The sequence below is a fragment of the Rhodococcus ruber genome (genome assembly GCF_027270735.1).
GTDB lineage: Bacteria > Actinomycetota > Actinomycetes > Mycobacteriales > Mycobacteriaceae > Rhodococcoides > Rhodococcoides rubrum_A.
In genome coordinates, this window is the sequence record NZ_JAPWIJ010000032.1 from 1 (window position 1) to 957 (window position 957).

Consider the following 957-nt stretch of genomic DNA (forward strand, 5'->3'; position numbering starts at 1 on the left):
AATGGCGAGGGATCTGACACAGCTCGAGCTTCTGCAGGAGCTGGTACCCACTGCCGAAGACAACGTGAACCGTCACATCACGATGGCGCGCGAATGGCATCCCCACGACTACGTGCCGTGGGACGAAGGCCGCAACTTCGCCGCCCTCGGCGGCCAGGACTACGACCCCGAACAGTCCAAGCTCTCCGACGTCGCCCAAGCCGCGATGATCACCAACCTGCTCACCGAGGACAACCTGCCCTCCTACCACCGTGAGATCGCCGAGAACTTCTCCCGCGACGGTGCCTGGGGCACCTGGGTCGGCCGCTGGACCGCCGAAGAGAACCGCCACGGCATCGTCATGCGCGACTACCTCGTCGTCACCCGCGGCGTCGACCCCGTCGCCCTCGAAGAAGCCCGCATGATCCACATGACCAACGGCTACGCCTCACCCGCCGGATCGCAGGTCGGTCTGCTGCACTCGGTCGCGTACGTCACCTTCCAGGAACTGGCCACCCGCGTCTCGCACCGCAACACCGGCAAGGTCTGCGACGATCCGATCGCCGACCGGATGCTCCAGCGCATCGCCGCCGACGAGAACCTGCACATGATCTTCTACCGCAACATCACCGGCGCGGCGATGGACATCTCCCCCGATCAGACGTTGCAGGCCGTCTCGGACATCGTGACCAACTTCGTCATGCCCGGTGCCGGGATGCCGAACTTCCGCCGCAACGGTGTGCTCATGGCCAAGCACGGTATCTACGATCTGCGTCAGCACCTCGAGGACGTCGTCTGGCCGGTACTACGCAAGTGGAACGTCTTCGAGCGCAACGACTTCACCGCCCGCGGCGAGAACAAGCGCGAAGAACTCGCCGCGTTCCTCGAAGACCTCGAACGCCAAGCCACCAAGTTCGAGGAAATGCGAGACCGCTCCCTCGCCCGCGAACGCGCCAAGGCCGAAGCACGCGCGTCGTA

1 protein-coding gene is annotated in these 957 nt (G+C 64.8%); it reads left to right on the plus strand.

Translation table 11 applies throughout. From position 1 onward, the window contains the following. Position 1: 1 nt before the first annotated feature. The coding region (locus O4220_RS27690) for an acyl-ACP desaturase (RefSeq protein WP_032377482.1) at positions 2–957 on the plus strand (956 nt) is incomplete at its 3' end.